The sequence below is a fragment of the Shewanella hafniensis genome, from assembly GCF_019655335.1.
Taxonomy (GTDB): domain Bacteria; phylum Pseudomonadota; class Gammaproteobacteria; order Enterobacterales; family Shewanellaceae; genus Shewanella; species Shewanella hafniensis.
In genome coordinates, this window is the sequence record NZ_BPFD01000026.1 from 19,578 (window position 1) to 37,013 (window position 17,436).

Here is a 17,436-nt window from a genome sequence, read left to right on the forward strand (position 1 = left end):
CCCCTTGACCTAGGAATAGGTCACTAGGCAACCATTGGGTTGCCTTTTTTTATCCCAATGATATATATGTAAAATAAATGTAACAGCTCATTTCAACTGCTTTTTATCCCTCAGAAAATCTTTTTTAAACTTTTTGGAATTTTTTTGCGATATCGATGAACTTAATTAAAAATGGCGACTCTGAGTATAGGTAAGGATTAACGGATAAGATTAAATGCAGCTTGAGAATGAAATATGTGGAATCACAGTTTCATCTACTCAAATGACACAGTTTCTGTTTTATCGCATTGAGTCTAATTAGTTGGTCGTTCATCATCATCTCCCTTTTGGGACACAATAGAAAACACGCTAGCGCACTGAATTCTATTTGTATCCCGCACTGATTTCCTTGTGGCAACCTTAGGTTGCCATTTTTTTTACTTAAATTTCTATCATACCTAAATCTCTATAATCGCCTAAATGTCTATAATATTAACGACTTGTCCAATTGAACTTGAATTGAAGGGTGATAGCCTGCGCGAGCCTTTGCATAGATATCTTTTAATTCAGAGTGATACCCCGCGATTTGCAGCTCCGCATAAAGTGGCCGCACAAATTTGCCGCGGCCAATACGCACTAAATAAGCACTTAAAGCCGGCAACACAGGGTCGTAATGATTGCGAATCGCCACCCTAAACCAATCACAGGCAATTTCTGCGTTAGTCGATTGGGTAAATTGGAAGGTTTCATCCAGATCCATCAGTTGTACTTGGCTGATGACTTCCGGTAATTGGGTCAAAAAATACTGCCAATTATGTACTCGCCAATCTTTTACACTTAATAGGCTCGCGGCCGTTCCCTGTATAAAGCACGCCAGCGCATCATCCACTTTATCTAAACTCATGGATGTTGGTCCGCAATATCCCTCGGGCAAACCTTCGCCATAAATCCACGTTAACAGCTCGGCTTCGGTGATCTTATCTGAGTGTAATGGCAGTAAGGTTTGCTGCGCGTATTCTACAAACACTTCGGTGGTAATCGCCTTAAAGGCAAAATGGTCCACATAATTGCGTAAAAATTTATCAAACGCCACTCGCCCTAGTCTGCGCTCGAGATCATGGACAAACATCGAGGCTTTATCATAGGTAAAACGATTAAAGGCAAGGTTAGGATCGCCCTGCTGCACATTGGCGGGCAAGGTTTGTTTATCCTTAGGCAAAGACGCCATTTCTTCTGTTAAGCGACCAAACTCTATCACCCACTCCAACTCTGCTTGTTCTTTGCCGTAAACCGCTTCCACAATACGGTTAGTAAAGTAAGTCGTAAAACCTTCGTTTAACCAGAGATCTCGCCAGGTTGCATTACTGACTAAATTGCCCGTCCACGAATGCGCTAACTCATGGGCAACGGTGGAAACCAAGCTTTTATCGCCGGCGATAAGTGTGGGCGTTAGAAAGGCTAAACGTGGATTTTCCATCCCGCCAAAGGGGAAACTCGGCGGCAGGATAATCATGTCGTAACGGTCCCACACATAAGGACCTAACAATGACTCGGCAACCTCGAGCATATGTTCGGTGTCTTCAAACTCTTTTGCGGCGGCCGCCAACATACTTGGCTCAGTATACACCCCGCATCTTGGGCCTATCGCTTGAAAGGCAATATCACCGACGGCCAGCGCCATCAAATGGGTCGGAATAGGTCGTTCCATCTCAAAGTGAAACACACCATTAAGCGGCGTGTCGGGATGATTCATCGCGCTCATAACGGCTCGCATGCCTTTGGGCACTTGCACTTTAGCATCAAAGGTTATCCGCGCCTTAGGCGTGTCCTGCAGTGGGATCCAGCTACGAGCATTGATCGGTTGCGATTGACTGAAGAGATAAGGTAACTGTTTACCCGCAGTTTGCTCAGGCGCTAACCACTGTAATCCTTGGGCGGCTGGAGAGGTGTGATAGTGAATGCAAACCTGCTTGCAAGGTGACGTTGGCAAACTGATGCATATTTTTTGCCCGAGAATAGAATTGGCGTCACTTAGTAGAAAATCGAGCGGCGCTTCATTTTCTGCTGTCGAAACACTCGTTGTATCAGCAGCATCCACGGCAGTAACCGCGAGTATGGTGAGATCGCGGCTATCGAGCCAAAGTTCAGTGACATCAAGCTCAAGGTAATCCAAGGACAGCGTCGCTTTGCCAAAAAGACGCTGCGCGTCAAAATCCACCAGCAAATCCAAAGAGACATGGGTCACTTGCACTTGTTCGGTATTAGCAAAAGAATGGTAATCTCGGGTGAAATCCCAAGTCGTGGCATCCGCTAAGGTATTCTTAGTCTTAGTTGGTTGTAACACTGTCGCCTCAATATTCAAGTTATGGGCACAGGGCGATGGGCGCTAGCCCCCTATCTCTGGCTCAATTGTAAAGGGTAAGTTTGAATGCATAATAGTGAACGCAGCTGTAGAGCAATACTGCATAACTTGTCGTTGTTATAACGACTCACAGCCATAACTCATCACAGATTATTATCGACTGCACATTTGCTCAGAGGCAAATCGTAGCAGAGTTTTAGATCAGCTTATCGGCGAGTTTTTGTAACAATTCATCTTTGGTGGCAATCACAGAGCTGCAATCGATTCTCTTGTGTCATGCAAGAATTGCGGGGCAATAGTCTACGACGCCAATTGCGAGGTACAAACGGAGCAAAAAATCGAGGCTCACACCTCTTTAAAAAAACATATGCAAAATTATTTAAAATATTTCGCACTTTCTCTGAACTAATTTAAAGATGCTGAGTCAGATATTATGAACCGAATCTTTGCAATGAGTTTCTTCGTTCATCATCATTCTCCTTTAGATGGTTTCTAGCGCGACCGTCCCAAGATTCCGATTTGGAATTTACAGCAACCTATTTAGGTTGCTTTTTTTATGTCTTTGATTTGGCATTTACCAGACAAAATGACCAAACAACACAGTTCAGATAAAACCCAAAAAACAAAAAGGACCTCCGAGGAGGTCCTTGAGTCACAAGCCGTTTAACTTACAAGCGGATACCCACTTTTTCTAAATCTTTGGCTACAACACTTTTCGGAATAGTAACATAACCATCTTTTTCAACTACTTGCTGGCCTTGCTTAGACAACACGTAACGGATAAATTCTTTTTCCATTGGTGCTAAGTCTTTATTTGGTTGCTTGTTCACGTAAACATATAGGTAACGTGATAATGGATAAGTACCGTTAGCTGCGTTTTCTGCCGTTGCTTCGATAAACTCATTACCTTTTTTAGCAATTGCCACTGCTTTAACACCAGCGGTTTTGTAGCCAATACCTGAGTAACCAACCGCGTTTAGAGATTGAGAAACTGATTGCACGACAGATGCAGAACCAGGCTGCTCGTTCACGTTGGCTTTAAAGTCACCTTTACACAGTGCGTGCTCTTTAAAGTAACCATAAGTACCTGATACAGAGTTACGACCGTAAAGTTGTACGTCTTTAGCAGACCAGTTACCGTCTAAACCCAACTCACCCCAACGTTGGATATCGCTGCTACCACATTTGTGAGTAGAAGAGAAAATACCATCAACTTGCTCAACGGTTAACCCTTTGATTGGGTTATCTTTGTGAACAAATACCGCTAAAGCATCGATAGCTACACGAATTTCAGTTGGCTTATAACCATAATGTTTTTCAAACGCTTCGATTTCGTTAGGCTTCATCTTACGGCTCATTGGGCCGAATTGTGAAGTGCCTTCAGTCAACGCTGGTGGCGCAGTAGAAGAACCTGCCGCTTGGATTTGGATATTGACGTTAGGGTACATTTGTTTAAATTCTTCAGCCCAAAGTGTCATCATGTTGGCTAACGTATCTGAACCTACAGATGATAAGTTGCCTGACACGCCACTTGCTTTTTCATAGGTTGGCAGAGATTGATCAATCGATGCCATCGCAGTTGCAGAGAATACACCAGCGGCTGTTAGGGTAATCGCGCCGACAAGCTTTTTCAGTTTCATTATGTGCTCCAGTAGTAAGCTAACTAATTCGTAACTTAAGTTTCTTCAGACGCAGCCAGTATCAATCGCTACAATGACAATTCTATGTCCGTGATGTGACACTTAGATGACAATGCGTTATATATCGATTTTTTCTGTCATTAATAATGAACTCAGTAGCCCTAGAAATAAAAAAAACAGGCCATAGTGACCTGTTTTTATCATTAATTGCGAATATTTCAATCAAGCAATTTATTTCTTACGCTCGATAAGATGCAAGGGAATAACAAAGCTAAAGGTACTGCCTTTACCCACTTCACTGCTGATTTTAAGCTCACTGTGATGATGGTTAAGTGCATGCTTTACAATCGCAAGACCTAAACCACTGCCACCAGTTTGCCTTGAACGCGCACTGTCTACCCGATAAAAACGTTCAGTTAATCGACCTATGTGCTGGGGCGCAATGCCTTCGCCCGTATCCGTTACGCTAAAAATGGCTCCCGTGGCCATACTGCGCCACTGCACTGTGATTTTGCCGCCGGGTTCAGTGTAACGAATCGCATTAGAAATCAAATTAGAACAAGCGCTTCGAAGCTGCAATTCATTCCCATGGGAATCAAGCCCAGGTTCGCAATAGAAGCTCAGCTCGTATCTGTCTTGTGCCAGCGCTTTAGCTTCTTCCTTCAGCACCTCCATCAGTTGCGTCATGTTCACTGTATGTTCGAGGTTGATATCGGCCGCATCTTCAATCCGCGATAATATCAATAGCTGTTCGACCATGGACTGCATTCGCCGCGTCTGCTGCTGCATTAAGGCCAGCGGCTTGACGTTCATCGAATCGGGTTCCGCCATGCTTTGCATCATTTCAAGGTAACCCTGTAGCACAGTGAGCGGCGTTTTCAGCTCATGTGACACATTGGCGACAAACTCTTTACGCATGCCCTCAAGCTGACGTATACGAGTGATATCCCGCGCAATTAACAATAGCTGCCTGTCACCGTAGGCCATGATACGGATCTCAAGCAAACGCCTATCCGATACTGGCGAAGGTAACTCCAGCGGCTCTTTGTATTGTGCGGATTTAATATAAGCGGAAAAATCAGGATGGCGGATCAAGTTATCAATACGCTGGCCATTATCCTGCGGCCAAACAAAACCGAGAATAAGCTGCGCTAACTTGTTGCACCATAAAATATTATGCTCTGAATCGAGCACCACAGCGGCATCGGGTAACGCCTCTGCACCTTGGCGGAATCGCGCCAACAATGCGGCTAATTGACCGACACGTCGACGATTTTTCCCTTGAAGGCGATAAATGCCATTAAACACCCCTTCCCAACTCCCACTGCCCTGCGGCGGCGTGAGTTTCCTATCGCGCCATAACCAAAAGTTAAGCCGTGATAATTGTCGGTAATGCCAGCAAACCAGCCCTAGCATGCCGATAAAGAGTATCCAGAGAAGTTTCCCTACCAATAAACCTATTAGCGCACAAAGCAGTAGATATAAGGCTAAGCGCGTAAACAACCGGTACCCTGAATAAGAGTCAGACATAAATAAACCCAAACATCAGGCTAAATAAGAGGAGCACAAGATAGCCTAAAAGCTAACTTGTGCCTAACACTTATTCGGCACTAAATGCGTGTAGAGAAACGATAACCTGCGCCACGAACCGTTTGGATCAAGCGGTCGTGACCAGACTCTTCAACGGCTTTACGAAGGCGTCTGATATGCACGTCAACGGTTCTGTCTTCAACATACACATTAGTTCCCCACACATTGTCGAGCAGCTGTTCGCGGCTGTAGACACGTTCTGGGTGGGTCATGAAAAAGTGTAATAAACGAAATTCGGTTGGACCCATATCTAATACAGTCTCGCCTACGCTCACCCTGTGGCTCACAGGATCGAGCATTAAGCCCTGCACATCAATGGTTTCTTCTAAACGAGTCGGTGCACTGCGACGCAATACGGCCTTAATACGTGCGACAAGTTCTTTAGGGGAGAAAGGTTTAGTGATGTAATCATCGGCGCCGACTTCGAGACCTTTGACTTTATCTTCCTCTTCACCGCGGGCAGTTAACATGATGATCGGAATTTGGCGCGTGAACTCATCTTGCTTCAAGCGTTTCGCCAATTGAATACCACTTCCGCCAGGAAACATCCAATCCAATAAAATCAGATCGGGGTAAGGCTCCTTTAGCAGCGCAATGGCCGAATCAAAATCTTCCGCCGCAGAGGTGGTAAACCCGTGCTGTTCCATTACAAAAGTCAGCATCTCGCGGATGGCTAACTCGTCTTCTACTATCAATATCCTTGCAGTCATAAGTGATTTTCTGTCAGTGAATGTCAACACGGCTATTATTAGTCATTTTTATTACAGATTTATGAATAAGCACGCCGCTCGAGCCATATAGTAGCGATATTTGTCATAATAAGTTTATATAACTGTTTGTTTATAGCAATAAAAAAGGAGGCTATATGCCTCCTTAATTGAATCTTAATACTGGATTTAGAATTTGTGTTCTAAGCCAACACCGATATATTTGTCATCATCAGCAGACGCTTCTAACGAACGATTGGTGTAGAAAGCGAAGACTTTAGTCGGTTTAGCCAGTGCATAATCAGCACCTACTGACCATGAATCACCTTTATCTTCCATGTCTTGATATTGTGCTTTTAAAGTAACAGCATCGATATCGTAAGCGGCACTGAACAGGTAACCATTAACGCTATCCGTCGTTACAGGCAGCGCGTTTTTATAAGTTTCTTCCTGTTGTTGGTACATACCGCCTAAAGTTAAATTAGCGATTTTACCTTGAACCGATGCACGCAGGATTTCATAACCTTTCACATCTGAGTCATAAGCAATAGCAGCATAGATAGGTGATTTTTTCAGTTTAGCGTCACCGTACATAGCGGCTAAGCTGAAACCATCTTGACCCTGTTGGTCAGCATCACCTTCAGCAGCATAAGTCGCACCGAATACAAAACCGCTGATTGATGGAGATAAGTAAGTCGCAGTTTGACCTAAACGGTTGTCGCCTTTGAACAGGCTTTTTAAGTCGCCAGATAAATCGTTGAATTGGTCAACGTTACCTTGAGAGATTTTTAACAGCGTGTCGTTACGACCCACAGAGAACGAACCGAATGCGCCTTTTAGGCCAACAAATTGGTTACGAGCTTTAAAGTTGTCGCTAGTCGCAGCACCTGTATCAACTTCGTATTCAACTGTATAGAAGGCTTCCAGCGAGCTAGACAGTTCGAAATTACCCTTCACACCAAAACGAGAAGCATTACTTTGAATAGTTGTTGTAGCATCACCTTTCTCATCATTTGATTGAGCGGTGACATTCAACTTACCATAAACAGTCAGTGGCTCAGCGGCATAAGCTGAAGCCAGAGTTGCAGAAGCTAGCGCAGAAGCAAGTAGAGTTTTACAAAAAACGTTCATCATTTAATCCTTTCGACGTTATGTTCGTCTTGGTTATTGGTTTGGAACGACCGAAAGTGTGCAATGAATGTGTTTCAGTTTTATTTCAATTGTGACCATTTAGTGCACAAGGTAAAAAAGCTGACGCTAAGCTTGGTGCTAAACCCAGTAAAGATGGGGCCTACAGCCGAGTTAATTCTTATGTTACAGTTTAATGAATTCTGATTAGCCACTAGAAATTAGCTGTCGAACACAGGTTTACCCCGCCCAAACTATGCCGTAAACTGCCACTTTAATTTTCAATGAGCGCCTCTTATGTGGTTTAAAAATCTTACTCTTTATCGTTTCAATAAACCTTTTGCCGTCGAAACCGAAGCGCTAGAAACTGCGTTGGCCGATTTCACTTTCTCCCCGTGCTCAAGCCAAGATGTCAGTAAATTTGGTTTCTCAAATGCGTTAGGCAAAAAAGGCAGTTCTTTGGTACACAGCGCCGACAATCGCCATCTGATTTGTGTGACTAAAGAAGAGAAAATCCTCCCAGGCCAAGTCGTCAAAGAAGCCCTAGAAGAAAAAGTCGCCCTCATTGAAGATGAAGAAAATCGTAAGATGGCGAAAAAAGAAAAAGATGCGCTAAAAGATGAAATCATCACAAGTTTACTGCCCCGCGCCTTTTCACGCCGCAGCCAGACTCACGCACTGATATTGCCAGAACTGGAAATGATCCTTGTCGACAGTTCAAGCGCCACTAAGGCCGAAGAATTGTTAGCACTCCTACGCAAAGCACTCGGTAGTCTGCCAGTGATCCCATTGAGCTTTAAAGCGCCAGTCGAATCCAATTTAACCGAATGGTTAAAACTTGGCAGCGCGCCATTACCTTTTGAAATGCAAGATGAAGCTGAACTTAAATCCGAAGCGGATGAAGGTGGCATTGTGCGTTTCAAGCAACAGGATTTAAAAGAAGACGAAGTATTAGCTCACCTCGCAACAGGCAAGCAAGTCCACAAGTTAGCACTGCATTTCGGCCAATCGATTGCACTATTATTGCAATCGGATGCCAGCGTTAAACGCCTTAAATTCTCAGAAGAATTTAGAGCAGGTAACGATGAAGTCGGCACTGATGACCCTATGGCACGTTTAGATGCCGACTTTGCCTTAATGGGCAGCGAGTTAGTCGCCTTGATGCATGCGCTCGTGGCAGCACTTGGTGGACTCGAAGAAGCACAAGTTTAAGCTGTACTAAATTTAAGCTAAGTGAGTAACCCAAGTGAGTGAGTTAGGTAAACTAAATTAGCGACTCACTCATATTCTTCTCGGATGAGCGAGTTGAAATAACAAAAGGCGCAACTTCTAAATGAGGGTGCGCCTTTTTTATATCTACTAAACGCCTAAGATTAAGGCATTCGGCTTAATCGCAAGTCGAATACCCTTAGCTTTAGTCATTGGTTTTAGACACTAACTCACCTTTATTATCAAACGGCCAATCAATGCCTAACCAAGCCTTGAAGAAGGCTTTTTGCTGTTTAGTCGCTTTCGCATCACCCTTAAGCACTAGCTTACCGCTTTGCTGTTCACTAAGGGTGAGCTTAACTTGCTTGATTTTATCGTTGCTGAATAATGTTACTTCAATACTATCGCCAGCCTTAAAGTCGTTGATGCGCTTATCAAAACCTGCAGCCGTCACCTTAAGACCATTAATCGCTAATACTTCATCCCCCGCAACAATCCCCGCTTGCCATGCAGGGCCATTACGCAGCACTTGGTCTAACACTAAAGAGCCATGGACGCTGCTTAACGTCATGCCGGCAAATGCCTTGGCTTTTGAATCTTTACCATAGGACAAAACTAACCCAGCCTGCGATAACAACTCAGGGAAATCTAAACTCATCGGGCTATTCACGTTTGCCTGCCACCAAGGCGCATAATCTTTGCCGGATAAGTCTTTGAGGATATGCTGCACATCGCTAACAGCATAGCCCTTTGGCACACGGTGATCTTGATATAAACGGCGATGCACATCGCGATATGAATGCTTAAGTTTCGTATCCTGCAGCAGAGAGAAATCTAACGCCAAAGAGGTTAAGTAACCCTCAGAATAAATATTCACACTGTGATTAATCGCATAATCGCCGCCCGTACTGCTCCACTCTCCAGCACTCGCCTCGGCGACTGATTGGGTTTCACGCCCTGGAGTAAGCTGGTTTTTCTCCACGCGTTTAGCTAAGTCTTCGAGGAACTCTTTAGGCGTCATCACCCCAGCACGCAGCAGTAACTGACCTTGGAAATAACTGGTAGAGCCTTCGGCCATCCACAGTAATTCCGTCATGTTTTCATGTTGATAATCGTATGGCACGAGTCCCGCAGGACGATAAGCCTTTACGTTCCAAGTATGGATAAACTCATGGGATGCAGTGCTAATAAAACGCAGGTAATCCTTGCGTTCACGAAAACTAAAACGCGGCAGTTGGATAACCGTAGAATTTAAATGTTCTGTCGCGCCACTGGCGCCGCTAGTGGCGTGCACCATATACACATAACGATCAAAGGGATAATCATCCCAAATCGCCTTTGCTTGACCACTTAATGCCGTTAAATCCTTAACGACTTTATCGGCGTCATAGTTACCTTCACCCCAAAATACCAACTCATAACTTTTGCCATTAGCGCTGAATTGCTTATGGGTGCTGACACCGGTTTCGATAGGGGAATCAATTAACACATCGTAATTCGGTGCGATGAAAGAATGCGCTGGTGTGCCTGATGCCATACCTGAGTAACTTTGCCACGCTTCAGGAACGTTCAATTGAACCGATACCGGCTCAGAGCGAAATTGCGGGCTATACATGAACACGCCGCTGGCATCTAAGTAGGCATGGCTCGCATCAATATGGCGCACCCTTTGGCCTAATTCATTGGCATACAACTGATAACTAACTGTTACGCTGGTTGGCTTCGTGAGCGCGACTTGCCATTCACCGCTCGCGGTACGTTTCCAAGGGAGTTCCTGACCTTGATTGTCTTTGGCGCTAAATAAACGCACGCCATCGGCCAAAGGCAATACTTGATATTTACCCGTGCGCCATACAGGCAAATTGACAGTAAAATCTGTGGTCTTCACTTCAGGAAAAGTGACACTCACTTGGGCAATATGATGCTCGGGTTTAACGAGGTCAATTTGATATTTAACATCGGCTAATACTTGGCCCGAAAATAACGCACTTAATATCAAGATTGATAATCTGTTGGGTTTCACTCTTGCTTCCTTCTGTTATTATGCTTCTTATGATTTTTCCAAGTATAACAAGTCGATGTAGCATCCTCATTAGGCGCTAACAAAAGCTAACAAAATAAGTTCCTTGACTTAAGGAATGAGGAATCACAGTTCAAATGCAAAAACTCACGGTTATTTTATTTACTCTGTTGCTGTCACTGCCTTTTAGCGTTCAAAGCCGAGATATCGAAGCTGATGAAGTTGAGTTAAGAGAATCGCCACAGCAAATGTATGATGCGCTCAACCAATCCATTTCCTTCCCCCTTTCGTTTCAAAACCGTGACCAATTTGAACGTGCAGCCCAAGAGCAAGGCTACAGTCCAACCGAATTTGAACAGATTTTGTATCTGCTGACTCGGCTGAATATGGAGCCGAACGTGAAAACCAAGGTCGGTTTTCAAGACGCAAAAAGCTTGATTGCAGTTTTATCCACTGCGGCGCAATCGCCCTATGAACTTGCAATGGTCGCCATGTTGAATGGGCGTTACCTTGGCCGTACCGAGCAAAAATATCAAGAAGCGATTGGCCTGTATAATGAAGCGCTCACCCGCATCAACGACAGCTATGACATCGAAGCATTGATTCTTAAGCACAATATTCATGAGCACTTAGGTGGCTTACATTTATTAATCCGCCAGGAAGTGCCTGCACTGATGCACTTCCACACATACCGCGACATTGCCTATAAACTCAGAAACGATTACTTAATCGCGGCGGCTGAAGCGAGGCTTGGCTTTTATTACAATTTTAATCAGCAGCTTACAAAATCACTACAGCATTATAGTGAAGCGATTCGGATCTCCAATCGTTCTAATTACCCTTCAATGAAAACCAATCTGCAATTGCAACTTTCTAAGGTATACCGTGACTTAAAGCAGTGGGATGAAGCGCTTAAAAATGCTCATGAAGCCGCTGCTGGCTTTAAAAAGATGGGCAATGACACTTATCTTTCAAGTTGTATGACAGTGATCGCTATGGTCTATGGCGAACAAGGGGATTGGCATAAAGCGATTGATTACTACCTAAATGCCCAGCAATTAGATGCAAAACGCGGTAACTACATCGCACAGGGCCTTAATTTCCATAATTTAGGACAAGCCTACTCAAATATTAATGACAATGTTAACGCCCTAAAATATTTACTGATGGCCAATCAAATATTCAAAGAAAAACAAAGCCATCACTATCAAGTTTATAACGAACTCTTAATTGGTGAAATCGCCCAAACCAACCAAGATTGGCCGCTGATGATGGCCCATGCCGATATCGCATTAGCACTCGCGGTCGATTTAAAACTGGTCGATGAACAAAAATCCGCACTCACCCTTATCGCCTCGGCGGCGCAAAAATTAGGTGAATTAGCAAAAACCATCGATGCCCAAGCCCGTATCATTGATCTAGGTAAAAAGCCAGCTGAGACAGATAAAGACTCCCCTGTGTCGGCCTCTGCCCTTGCAGAGCAACAGCTAAAACTTGAGCTCAACATGCTACAGGGAAAACTCGTTGAGACAGTGAAAGAAAGCAACAACACTCACACGCTACTGCTCATTTGCAGCCTTATTGCCGGACTCTTGCTGCTCGTGATTATTTTCATGCTACAAAATCGCCGCAAAATAACGGCTAAAAACGCGGCATTAACTCAATTAACGCTACAGGAGCCCTTCACTCACAATTTAGGGTATGCCGCATTATTAGCGCACTTAAGCCATAATCAAAGTCAGGAATCCACAACAGCACTCGGGATTATCGCCTTTCCCACCCAACTTACGGCGGATCTGGACTATGGCCAATATTTTAGTGATGCAGTAACAGCGCAAATTGCCAATCATCTAACGGATGCACTCGCAGCATCTGTTTATGTGGTACGCCAAGGGGTATTTGCGGTTCGTTTCACGCAACCTATTGAGCCGACACAAATACTCAGCCAAGTACGCCTGAAACTCGACCAACAGCACATAGTCCATCATTTCCGCCTTGGTTTTGCCAACTTGCCACTGCTGGCGAAATCAGAAATTAAAATGGCCGCGAAATTAAAGTTTGAAACCGTGCAGATGGCGCTCGCCTGTGCCCGCAGTTTAGAGGGAAGTGACGATTATTATGTTGCCCTTAGAGCGCTCGACTTTGTCCCTTTGAGCTTGTTTGCCAATCCACTATTTTTACACCTTGAAAAAGGCATTGAGCGTGGATTAATCAGATTAGAGACCAACGGGAATAAAGAAGATATTCGCTGGCCTTGCTGGGAAAACAACCAAGATAGGCAATTATTGGAAAATATTTGATCAATATCGGTAATTAATCACAGAGTCACAGGCAAATCGCATTTGCACTCTACGCCCAGTGTTATAACATTAGTATCATATGAGTTAACAGCTAATCTGGACATAGGATTGTCATGTTTTTTAGCCTTGCAGAGTTAGGACAATACTCAGGATGAAGGATTCAAGCGCTACAGTTTCACAACTTGCCTTGCTGCAACAGAAACTCCATTCGGCCAAACTTGCCCTCGATGAAGTCAATGAAGATAGAAATGCAAAGTTACAGACATTACTGCAATTTATTGGTCACTTAAGCCTCGCCTGCAAAGGGCAAAATCTTGAGCTGGATAATAAACTCGCCAAACTTCGCCATAACTTAAATACGTTTGAGCGAGTCGATGAGGCGTTGCCAGAATTAGTCGATGTCGAGCGCCTGTTAAAAGGCCAATATCACCACGTGATGGTACAACTCGAAGAGAGTCGTACGGGTTTGTCACAGGTGATCCGTCAAATCCAACGCGTTAACTCTGCACCTGAAAAACTCAAAAAAGAAGTTAATTACTTCAAACAAGATCTGGCTAAACCTTTCCACACGGTTTGGGAATATATTCCTAAAGTTAAGCAAATCATCGGCTTCTACGAAACCATATTACAGCTAGAATTTAACGAATCAGAAAAACTCGATGTCTTGCCTAAGCACAGGCAACTCGCCCACGAACTGGCGCAGATGATTTCAGAAATCGAGTTCCGTAAAGATCAGCGTGACCAAGTCCTAGTGATCAAAGAAGTGCTCTCTTCTGAGATTGAAGTTGACAGTTTGCTCGAAGCCTACCAAACCATTTTAGCCTTATTGCTTGATAACATCGCCCGCGAGAAATCGGCATCGCAAGAGTTTTTGTTTGCCCTCAACGATGCCTTAGCCGCAGTGCGTGAGGTGGTGAGCGAATCTTACAATCACAATCAACGTAGCTTCCAATTAAAAACCCAGCTAAATCGTGAGATTAACACCCGCGTCGACAACGCCGGTGAAATCATTATCGATGTGGAAGACGTCGTTGACCTTAAAGCTCAACTAACAGAGCAACTTAACTCTATCCGCTCGGCATTAGCCCGTAAAGAAGCCCTAGAGCAAAGAGAGCAAGCTCTGCTGCGCAAGTCGATGGAGACAATGCGTAAAGAGCTTAATGAGTTAAGTAGTGAGGCTAACACCTACAAAGAGCGTTTGTTTGAACAACAAAAACTCAACTTACTCGACAGCTTAACTCAATTGCCTAACCGTGCTGCATTAGAAGAGCGCATGGAGCTAGAATACCGTAACTATCAACGGCATAAGTCCCCGCTGTGGGTTGCCGTTGCCGATATCGATCACTTCAAAACCATCAACGACAGTTTTGGCCACAGCACAGGTGATAAAACCTTGCAAGTTATAGCAATGGCATTGAAAAACTCACTACGAGATACCGAATTTGTGGCCCGTTATGGCGGCGAAGAATTTGTCCTGTTATTACCTGATGTCGCACCTGCTGATATCGCTCAACTTTTAAACAGAGTGCGCGAGAAAGTAAAAAATATTCCATTTAAATTTAAAAATCAGAGAATTACAGTTACAGTATCTATAGGGGCTGCGCAAGTTATGGGAAGTGAGCTCATACATGAGACCTTCGAACGCGCCGATGCAGCACTCTATAAAGCAAAACACGAAAGCAGAGACAGGGTTGTGATTGACGTATAATTGAGCCCCACTATACGCCTTCTCTAATCACTCCTGTCATGACGAAGGAGTGATAAATGATAGTAAAAGTCAGCCCTAAGGGCAGCATGGATCAGCTTTCGCAACTTGAAGTTGATCGCCTCAAAAAAAGTGCCAAAAGCGCACTATATCAACTGTACCGTAACTGCTCTTTAGCAGTACTTGCTGCGGGTTTAAAAACCGACAACTCTAAAGCCCTATTCGAGCAATACCATGATTTTGATATCCACGTCCTACAACGTGAACGCGGAGTTAAATTAGAACTGGTCAATCCCCCTGAACAAGCCTTTGTCGATGGCCAGATTATCACCGGCATTCAAGAACATCTGTTCTCAGTCTTACGCGACATCCTCTATATCAGCGACAGATACGACTCACTCAAACACATTAATCTGACCAACGCCCACCATATCACCAATGTGGTGTTTGATATTTTGCGTAACGCGCGGGCGATTGCCCCCATGAAAGACCCTAACGTCATCGTCTGTTGGGGCGGACACAGCATCAATGCCATCGAATACCAGTATACCCGCGAGGTAGGTTATCAACTTGGCCTAAGGGAATTGGACATTTGCACTGGCTGTGGTCCTGGCGCGATGGAAGGCCCGATGAAAGGCGCGGCTATAGGTCATGCCAAACAAAGGATCAAAAATGCCCGATATATTGGTTTAACTGAACCAAGTATTATTGCCGCCGAACCACCAAATCAAATCGTCAATGAACTGGTGATTTTACCCGATATTGAAAAACGCCTCGAAGCCTTCGTGCGCTTAGGCCACGGCATTATTATTTTCCCAGGAGGTGCTGGCACGGCGGAAGAATTACTCTATATCTTAGGTATCTTACTCAACGAAGAAAATCAAGAAACCCCTTTCCCGCTGATCCTCACTGGCCCCACGGAAAGCGCCGATTACTTCATCAAAATTGATGAGTTTATTGCCTCAACCTTAGGCCCAGAAGCTCAGAAGAAGTATCAAATCATCATAGATAATCCCACTGAAGTAGCGCGTATCATGAAGAAAAGCATGGAGCAAGTGAAAGCCTATCGCCGCTCAACGGGTGATGCTTACCAATATCAGTGGGCACTGAAGATTGAATCTGAATTCCAGTTACCTTTTATCCCGAGCCACGAGGTGATGGCAAACTTGGACTTGCACTTCCAAACCAATAAAGCCGAGCTTGCCGCCAACCTGCGCAAAGCGTTTTCGGGTATAGTGGCGGGTAACGTCAAGTCGGAAACAATCAAGCACATAGAGCGTGATGGACCCTTCCAATTAAAAGGCGATCCCAAGCTCATGGATATGATGGATAAACTCTTGAGTGCATTTGTACAACAACAAAGAATGAAGCTTCCCGGAAGCGCCTATATTCCTTGCTACCAAATAGTGAAATAGAGAGCGAAACAACGACACCCCATGAACAAGTTTTTAATCATCGATGGTCTCAACTTGGTTCGCCGCATCTATGCGGCGATCCCCGATGAAACAGATATGCAAAGCCTCACAGAGCGCGTCAGTTCGGCGTGCACTAAACTGTTGCGGGTACATCGCCCTACCCATGTGGCTATCGTGTGGGACGGTGATGAAATATCATGGCGTAAACAGCTTTATCCCGATTACAAAAAAGGCCGTAAACCTATGCCAGAACCACTGGCACAGGGTTTAGTTGCGCTGCAAGACCATTTAACCGCAATGCATATTGCCTCTATTTATGCGGCGGCTGAAGCCGATGATGTGATTGCGACACTGGCGATAAAAACCGCCAAAGCGCAAGGTGAAGCCATAATTGTGTCCACCGACAAAGGTTTTAGTCAGCTTAATCATCGCCAAATCAGTCAATGGGATCACTTTAATCAGCAATATCTTGATATTGCGGCATTGGAACAAAAACTTGGCGTTGAGCGCAGCCAATTTCTCGACTTGATGGCATTAGCGGGCGACAGCGGTAATAAAATACCCGGTATTGCAGGCATAGGCCCTAAGTCGGCCGCCGAGTTATTGAAAACCTTTAGAAGCTTACCGACCTTGTTTTCATCCTTATCCAACTTAGGCGCTAAGCAAGCGAAGAAACTTGCCGAAGGTAAGGAGATGGCAAGACTCAGCTATAAGCTGGCGCAGTTACAAACAGACCTGCCACTCAATATCAACTTGAAAGACTTTCGCGTGATTGGCTCCCCACCTGAAAAAACCATCAATCAAGACTAAACTTCTGTTAATACAAAGTTGCAATTAACGCATTTACCTTAGCGCAACAAAAGCGTATTTTATGGACGTGCTCAAGTGACTCATTTAATGAGGTAAAGGAATAACTATAAATGAAATCAAAAGTTTCAGTAATTATCGGTAGTATTTTTGCCGCCTACGTCGTCTTTGTTGCCGTGGTTGTACTGGTTTATGAACCAACGCCAGAAGACATGAATTGGGAAGACAGACAGGCCTATAACAGCCAGAAGATGAACGATTTAACCTTAGGGCAAAATATCGATTCGGTAAAAGAATTGCTCGGTAAAGCCGACTTTTCAGAGGCAAAAGCCGTCAAAGAAACTAAGTTACAGGTGCTCTTTTATCGCACTCACCATGAGAAATCAGACGGTGTGACGACCAAAGAGGAATGTACCCCGCTTATTTTTGAAAATGATAAGTTGATTGCTTGGGGCCAAGATACCTACAAGCAATACCTCGATGCGGGCACAGACACTGTGCTCACTTCCGCCCACGAGACATTGAGCAGTAAATAAATACGGCTGACTGCTAAATAAAAACGCCACCTATATCG

12 protein-coding genes are annotated in these 17,436 nt (G+C 44.5%); 6 read left to right on the top strand and 6 right to left on the bottom strand.

Features of this window, described 5'->3' with window-relative positions:
* Positions 1 to 463: 463 nt before the first annotated feature.
* The 5 genes from K5Q99_RS09655 to K5Q99_RS09675 form a co-directional block, all read right to left on the bottom strand.
* Positions 464 to 2,323, bottom strand: coding sequence for a M1 family metallopeptidase (locus tag K5Q99_RS09655; RefSeq protein ID WP_220776735.1), 1,860 nt, complete (start codon positions 2,321 to 2,323; stop codon positions 464 to 466).
* Between the two features lie 686 nt (positions 2,324 to 3,009).
* Positions 3,010 to 3,981: a PstS family phosphate ABC transporter substrate-binding protein gene (locus K5Q99_RS09660; protein WP_106651120.1), complete on the bottom strand. Its 972-nt coding sequence runs from the start codon at positions 3,979 to 3,981 to the stop codon at positions 3,010 to 3,012.
* A gap of 231 nt (positions 3,982 to 4,212) precedes the next feature.
* Positions 4,213 to 5,511 carry a phosphate regulon sensor histidine kinase PhoR gene (gene phoR, locus K5Q99_RS09665; protein WP_220776736.1) on the bottom strand — a complete coding sequence of 433 codons (1,299 nt, stop codon included), beginning with the start codon at positions 5,509 to 5,511 and terminating at the stop codon, positions 4,213 to 4,215.
* A gap of 80 nt (positions 5,512 to 5,591) precedes the next feature.
* Positions 5,592 to 6,281, bottom strand: a complete 690-nt coding sequence (gene phoB, locus K5Q99_RS09670; protein ID WP_006085167.1) for a phosphate regulon transcriptional regulator PhoB — start codon at positions 6,279 to 6,281, stop codon at positions 5,592 to 5,594.
* Positions 6,282 to 6,467: 186 nt separating this feature from the next.
* Positions 6,468 to 7,412 carry a porin gene (locus K5Q99_RS09675; RefSeq protein ID WP_012196809.1) on the bottom strand — a complete coding sequence of 315 codons (945 nt, stop codon included), beginning with the start codon at positions 7,410 to 7,412 and terminating at the stop codon, positions 6,468 to 6,470.
* A gap of 291 nt (positions 7,413 to 7,703) precedes the next feature.
* Here K5Q99_RS09675 and rdgC point away from each other — a divergent pair, with 291 nt between their 5' ends.
* Positions 7,704 to 8,618, top strand: coding sequence for a recombination-associated protein RdgC (gene rdgC / locus K5Q99_RS09680; RefSeq protein WP_006085165.1), 915 nt, complete (start codon positions 7,704 to 7,706; stop codon positions 8,616 to 8,618).
* A 202-nt stretch (positions 8,619 to 8,820) separates the two neighbouring features.
* Here rdgC and K5Q99_RS09685 read toward each other — a convergent pair whose 3' ends face one another.
* Complete coding sequence (locus K5Q99_RS09685) at positions 8,821 to 10,638, bottom strand: M61 family metallopeptidase (protein ID WP_220776737.1); 1,818 nt, start codon at positions 10,636 to 10,638, stop codon at positions 8,821 to 8,823.
* Between the two features lie 134 nt (positions 10,639 to 10,772).
* Between K5Q99_RS09685 and K5Q99_RS09690 the strand changes: the two genes are divergently transcribed.
* The 5 genes from K5Q99_RS09690 (at position 10,773) to K5Q99_RS09710 (ending at position 17,398) form a co-directional block, all read left to right on the top strand.
* Positions 10,773 to 12,935, top strand: coding sequence for a tetratricopeptide repeat protein (locus K5Q99_RS09690; RefSeq protein ID WP_220776738.1), 2,163 nt, complete (start codon positions 10,773 to 10,775; stop codon positions 12,933 to 12,935).
* Positions 12,936 to 13,086: 151 nt separating this feature from the next.
* Positions 13,087 to 14,643 carry a GGDEF domain-containing protein gene (locus tag K5Q99_RS09695; protein WP_220776739.1) on the top strand — a complete coding sequence of 519 codons (1,557 nt, stop codon included), beginning with the start codon at positions 13,087 to 13,089 and terminating at the stop codon, positions 14,641 to 14,643.
* Positions 14,644 to 14,699: 56 nt separating this feature from the next.
* Positions 14,700 to 16,055, top strand: coding sequence for a nucleotide 5'-monophosphate nucleosidase PpnN (ppnN, locus tag K5Q99_RS09700; protein ID WP_106651124.1), 1,356 nt, complete (start codon positions 14,700 to 14,702; stop codon positions 16,053 to 16,055).
* Between the two features lie 21 nt (positions 16,056 to 16,076).
* Positions 16,077 to 16,865, top strand: coding sequence for a flap endonuclease Xni (gene xni / locus K5Q99_RS09705; protein ID WP_220776740.1), 789 nt, complete (start codon positions 16,077 to 16,079; stop codon positions 16,863 to 16,865).
* A 110-nt stretch (positions 16,866 to 16,975) separates the two neighbouring features.
* Positions 16,976 to 17,398 (top strand): DUF3192 domain-containing protein, encoded by a 423-nt coding sequence (locus tag K5Q99_RS09710; protein ID WP_220776741.1) that lies wholly within the window; start codon positions 16,976 to 16,978, stop codon positions 17,396 to 17,398.
* Positions 17,399 to 17,436: the final 38 nt, after the last annotated feature.

Excerpts from the sequence above, each read along its gene's own strand:
- K5Q99_RS09660 (WP_106651120.1), bottom strand. The coding sequence starts at position 3,981 with ATGAAACTGAAAAAGCTTGTCGGCGCGATTACCCTAACAGCCGCTGGT.
- phoR (WP_220776736.1), bottom strand. The coding sequence starts at position 5,511 with ATGTCTGACTCTTATTCAGGGTACCGGTTGTTTACGCGCTTAGCCTTA.
- phoB (WP_006085167.1), bottom strand. The coding sequence starts at position 6,281 with ATGACTGCAAGGATATTGATAGTAGAAGACGAGTTAGCCATCCGCGAG.
- K5Q99_RS09675 (WP_012196809.1), bottom strand. The coding sequence starts at position 7,412 with ATGATGAACGTTTTTTGTAAAACTCTACTTGCTTCTGCGCTAGCTTCT.
- rdgC (WP_006085165.1), top strand. The coding sequence starts at position 7,704 with ATGTGGTTTAAAAATCTTACTCTTTATCGTTTCAATAAACCTTTTGCC.
- K5Q99_RS09690 (WP_220776738.1), top strand. The coding sequence starts at position 10,773 with ATGCAAAAACTCACGGTTATTTTATTTACTCTGTTGCTGTCACTGCCT.
- K5Q99_RS09695 (WP_220776739.1), top strand. The coding sequence starts at position 13,087 with ATGAAGGATTCAAGCGCTACAGTTTCACAACTTGCCTTGCTGCAACAG.
- ppnN (WP_106651124.1), top strand. The coding sequence starts at position 14,700 with ATGATAGTAAAAGTCAGCCCTAAGGGCAGCATGGATCAGCTTTCGCAA.
- xni (WP_220776740.1), top strand. The coding sequence starts at position 16,077 with ATGAACAAGTTTTTAATCATCGATGGTCTCAACTTGGTTCGCCGCATC.
- K5Q99_RS09710 (WP_220776741.1), top strand. The coding sequence starts at position 16,976 with ATGAAATCAAAAGTTTCAGTAATTATCGGTAGTATTTTTGCCGCCTAC.